Source organism: Microbacterium sp., from assembly GCF_031178525.1.
Classification (GTDB): domain Bacteria; phylum Actinomycetota; class Actinomycetes; order Actinomycetales; family Microbacteriaceae; genus Microbacterium.
In genome coordinates this window covers 1-4,155 of the sequence record NZ_JAPSJA010000202.1, presented here as the reverse complement: position 1 = coordinate 4,155, position 4,155 = coordinate 1, and the positions used below count along the sequence as shown (strand labels likewise).

The following is a 4,155-nucleotide window of genomic DNA, read 5'->3' as shown; positions in this document are numbered from 1 at the left end:
CCGAAGTGGGACGGATTCCGCGTGCTCGCATCGTGGGACGGCGAGAGCCTGGAGCTCGGCTCGCGCGGCGCGAAGCCGCTGACCCCCTACTTCCCGGAGCTCGTCGACGCGCTCGCGCGCATCCTGCCCGAGCCCTGCCTGCTCGACGGCGAGATCGTGATCGCGGTCGGCGAGCAGGGATCGCAGCGCCTGTCCTGGGACACCCTGTCGCAGCGGATCCATCCCGCCGCATCGCGCATCGCGAAGCTGTCGACGGAGACGCCCGCGATGCTCGTCGCGTTCGACCTGCTGTCGGTCGGCGGCGAGTCGCTCATGGCGCTGCCGTTCCGCGAACGGCGGGCACGGCTCGAGCAGCTGCTGAAAGATGCACCTCACCCGCTGCACCTCACCCGCACGACCGAGGATCGCGCGCTGGCCGAGCGGTGGCTGGCCGAGTTCGAGGGCGCGGGCCTGGACGGCGTGGTCGCCAAGCCCGCCGACCAGCCCTACGCCCCCGGCAAGCGCACGATGCTGAAGATCAAGCACGCGCGCACGGCCGACGTGGTCGCGCTGGGTTACCGCGTGCACAAGAGCGGACGCGGCGTCGGCTCGATCCTCGTCGGCCTGCACGATGACAGCGGCGACCTGCACCAGGTCGGCGGCGTCTCGGCGTTCAGCGACAAGCGCCGGCTCGAGCTCGTCGACGAGCTCGAGCCGCTCGTCGAGCGCGACGCGGATGGCGAGATCGTCACGGCCGAGGGAGAACGGTCGCGCTTCTCATCCGGCAAGGACGTGTCCTACGTGCCGCTGCGCCCGGAGCGCGTGCTCGAGGTCCGCTACGACCAGCTCGAGGGCGATCCGTCCTTCCGGATGCGCTTTCGCCACACGGTGCAGTTCGAGCGCTGGCGACCCGACCGCGATCCGGAGTCGTGCCGCTACGACCAGCTCGAGGTCCCCGCGAAGTACGACCTCGGAGACGTGCTCGACTGACCCCTCGCCGTCGCGGATCCGCTCGCACCCGCGTATCCGCTCGCCCCGCGGACCCGCCCGCAGGCACGGATCCATTCGCATGCACGCATCCGGAGATCGACACGGATCCGGACCGGCCGGCGCGCCCGCATCCGGAACGATGCAGATCCCCGCACGCGTGCGTGCAGCCGCCGGAGCCGCGGCCTCAGACCTCGTCGGGCAGCGGGTTCTTCGGCAGCTTCTTGACGCGCGGGCGGCGCTTGGGGCGCTCGGGGATCATCGACCGCATCTCCTCGAGCTTCCCCCAGCACAGCAGGCGGTCCTCTGCCTCGAGCACCCAGCTGCCCTTCGGGTTGGGGATGACCGTCGCGCCGCGGTGCAGCGTGAGCACCGTGATGTCGCGCTCCCGCAGACCCGACTCGGCGAGCTTCGTGCCGACGAGCTCGGCATCGCCGTGCACGACGAGCTCGGCCACGCCGTAGCCGGTCGACACGGACAGCCGCTCGCGCACGTCGATCTGCGGGAACGCGACCTGGTTGGCGATGTAGTCGACGATCGCGCCGGCCACGTCGAGCTTGGTCGCCTCCTCGATGCCCTGCAGTCCGGGCGACGAGTTGACCTCCATCACGAGCGGCCCCTCGTCCGACTCGAGCATGTCGACGCCCGCGACCTTGAGCCCCATGATCTGCGCCGCGCGCACGGCCGTGCGCTCGTACTCCTCCGAGAGGTCGACGCGCTCGACGGATCCGCCGCGGTGCACGTTCGAGCGGAACTCGTCGCCCTTCGCCGAGCGCCGCATCGCGGCGACCACGCGGTCGCCCACGACGAGCGCCCGGATGTCGCGCCCCTTGGACTCCTTCACGAAGTGCTGGATGAGCACGTTCTGCCGCGCCGACTGCAGCGTCTCGACGATCGCCTCCGCGACCTTGATCTCGGGAGCGAGGATCACGCCGATGCCCTGCGTGCCCTCGAGCAGCTTGATCACGACGGGGGCTCCGCCCACGCGCTCGATCGCCGGGATCACGTCGGCCCGGTTGCGCACGAACGCGGTGGCGGGCATGGCGATGTCGTGGCGCGACAGGATCTGATTCGCCCGCAGCTTGTCCCGGGAGTTGGCGATGCCGCTGGCCGTGTTGGGCGTGTAGACGTCCATCTGCTCGAACTGCCGCACGACCGCCGTGCCGTAGTAGGTGATCGAGTTGCCGATGCGCGGGATGATCGCGTCGTACTCCGACAGCCGCCGTCCGCGGAACTGCAGATCCGGTTCGTCGCTGGCCAGATCGATCGCGAAACGCAGCGTGTTCAGCACCCTCACGTCGTGGCCGCGATCGAGCGCGGCGGCCCGGAGTCGCTGGGTGCTGTAGGCGCGAGGGGCGCGCGACAAGATGGCGATCTTCACTGATTGATCCTGGGTTCCTGGTTGGATGGGAGGCGTGTCTTCCCATCATCTCCCGTCGGAGAGCGCGAGCAGTGCCGCGCTCGTCGGCTGGCGCGAGTGGGTGGGACTTCCGGGTGCGGGCGTCGAGTGGCTCAAGGCGAAGGTCGACACGGGTGCGCAGACGTCGTCGCTGCATGCGTTCGGACTGAAGGAGTTCACACGCGATGGCGACGCGTGGGTGCGCTTCGAGATCCACCCGTGGCAGCGCAGCTCCGACAACGCCGTCTCGGTCGAGCTGCCCGTGCACGACCGGCGTCGCGTGCGCAGCTCATCCGGGCACTCCGAGAAGCGCGTGGTCGTGGTGCTCGAGGTGCGCCTGCTCGATCGGGTGATCCCGGCCGAGGTCACGCTGACCCGTCGCGACGCGATGGGATTCCGGATGCTGATCGGCCGCGAGCTGCTCAGCCAGGGCTTCCTGGTCGACGCGCAGGCGTCCTATCTCGGCGGCCGGCCGCCCAGCGCCGTGCGACGCGCGAACAAGCGCCCGCCGGCGCGCGAGCACCGCCGCACGTTCCGACACCCCGCCGACTAGTCGGCGACGCGGTTGCCGGCCTCGTCCCAGTGCTCGGCGACCTTCTTGCTGGGCTGCACGCGCGGGGGCTCACCCGGCATCTTGGGGAACTCGGGCGGGAACGGCATCTCGCCCTGACCGTTCTCGACGTCGCGCTGCCACCACTCCAGCAGCGTGTCGATGCGGCCCGGCGCATCCTGGATCCCTGCCCACGGATCACCCTGCGCGAGCCGCTCGGGGATCGTGCGCACCGTGAACCGCTTCGGATCGACGTCGTCCACCTCGTCCCAGTGCAGCGGCGTCGCGACCGGGGCATGCGGCAGCGCGCGCGGACTGTAGGCGCCGGCCATGGTGCGGTCGCGGTTGGCCTGGTTGAAGTCGACGAAGATGCGCCGGCCGCGCTCCTCCTTCCACCACGCGGTGGTCACCTTGTCGGGCATCCGGCGCTCCAGCTCGCGACCCGCCGCGATCACCGCGTGACGCACGTCGAGGAACTCCCATTCCGGCACGATCGGCGCGAACACATGCAGTCCGCGGTTGCCGCTGGTCTTGATCCATGCCTCCAGTCCGGCCTCCCGCAGCACCTCGCGCAGCGCGTGCGCGGCAGGGATCGCGTCGGCGATGTCGGTTCCCGGCTGCGGATCCAGGTCGATCCGCAGCTCGACCGGGTTGTCGGTCACGGGCACGCGCGACGCCCAGGGGTGGAACACGATCGTGTTCATCTGCACGGCCCAGGCGATCGCGGCGGGCTCGGTCAGCACGATCTGGGGATGGCGCCGCCCGCTGTTGTAGGTCACGGTCTCGGATTCGACGAAGGACGGCGCCCCCTTGGGCGGGTTCTTGGAGAAGAACATCTCCCCGCCCACCGCGTCGGGGTAGCGCTCGAGAGACACGGGGCGGTGCCCGTTGTGCGCGAGGAACGGGTCGGCCACCGCGATCACATATTCGGCGAGCTCATGCTTGGTGATGCCGACCTCGGGCCACAGCACCCGGTTGGGGCTCGACAGTCCGAGCTCGCGATCGCCGTCCGGTCCGGGGATGGTCAGGGTGATGCGTTCCGACGCCATGCCGCCACCCTACGGACCCGCCCGGTCGAGCGGAAAGGGCTTGCGGACCAGTGGGGCGCCGAGGCAGAGGTCGCCGGGTCAGGCGGGCGCGTCCGGCCGGCCGGGCTCGCCCGCACCCTCGACGCCGCCCGCATCGTCGCCCGCGTCCTCCGCGAGTGCGATGACCGGGGCGAGCTCATCGCGCGTGAGCG

General features: G+C 70.6%; 4 protein-coding genes. 2 read left to right on the top strand and 2 right to left on the bottom strand.

Annotated features, from left to right (window positions below; genetic code table 11):
• On the top strand, positions 1 to 969 hold a 969-nt coding region (locus tag RIF89_RS11490; RefSeq protein WP_309069247.1), incomplete at its 5' end, for an ATP-dependent DNA ligase.
• A gap of 184 nt (positions 970 to 1,153) precedes the next feature.
• Here the strand turns inward: RIF89_RS11490 and RIF89_RS11485 are convergent.
• A complete protein-coding gene (locus RIF89_RS11485) occupies positions 1,154 to 2,347 on the bottom strand; it encodes a RimK family alpha-L-glutamate ligase (RefSeq protein WP_309069246.1) in 1,194 nt (397 codons plus the stop codon).
• 34 nt (positions 2,348 to 2,381) lie between these two features.
• Between RIF89_RS11485 and RIF89_RS11480 the strand changes: the two genes are divergently transcribed.
• Positions 2,382 to 2,918, top strand: a complete 537-nt coding sequence (locus RIF89_RS11480) for a RimK/LysX family protein (protein ID WP_309069245.1) — start codon at positions 2,382 to 2,384, stop codon at positions 2,916 to 2,918.
• On the opposite strand, the gene ligD is transcribed toward RIF89_RS11480, so the two are convergent.
• On the bottom strand, positions 2,915 to 3,964 hold the full coding sequence (gene ligD / locus RIF89_RS11475) for a non-homologous end-joining DNA ligase (protein ID WP_309069244.1): 1,050 nt from the start codon (positions 3,962 to 3,964) through the stop codon (positions 2,915 to 2,917). The two genes, RIF89_RS11480 and ligD, sit on opposite strands and share 4 nt — an antisense overlap.
• Positions 3,965 to 4,155: the final 191 nt, after the last annotated feature.

Excerpts from the sequence above, each read along its gene's own strand:
- ligD (WP_309069244.1), bottom strand. The coding sequence starts at position 3,964 with ATGGCGTCGGAACGCATCACCCTGACCATCCCCGGACCGGACGGCGAT.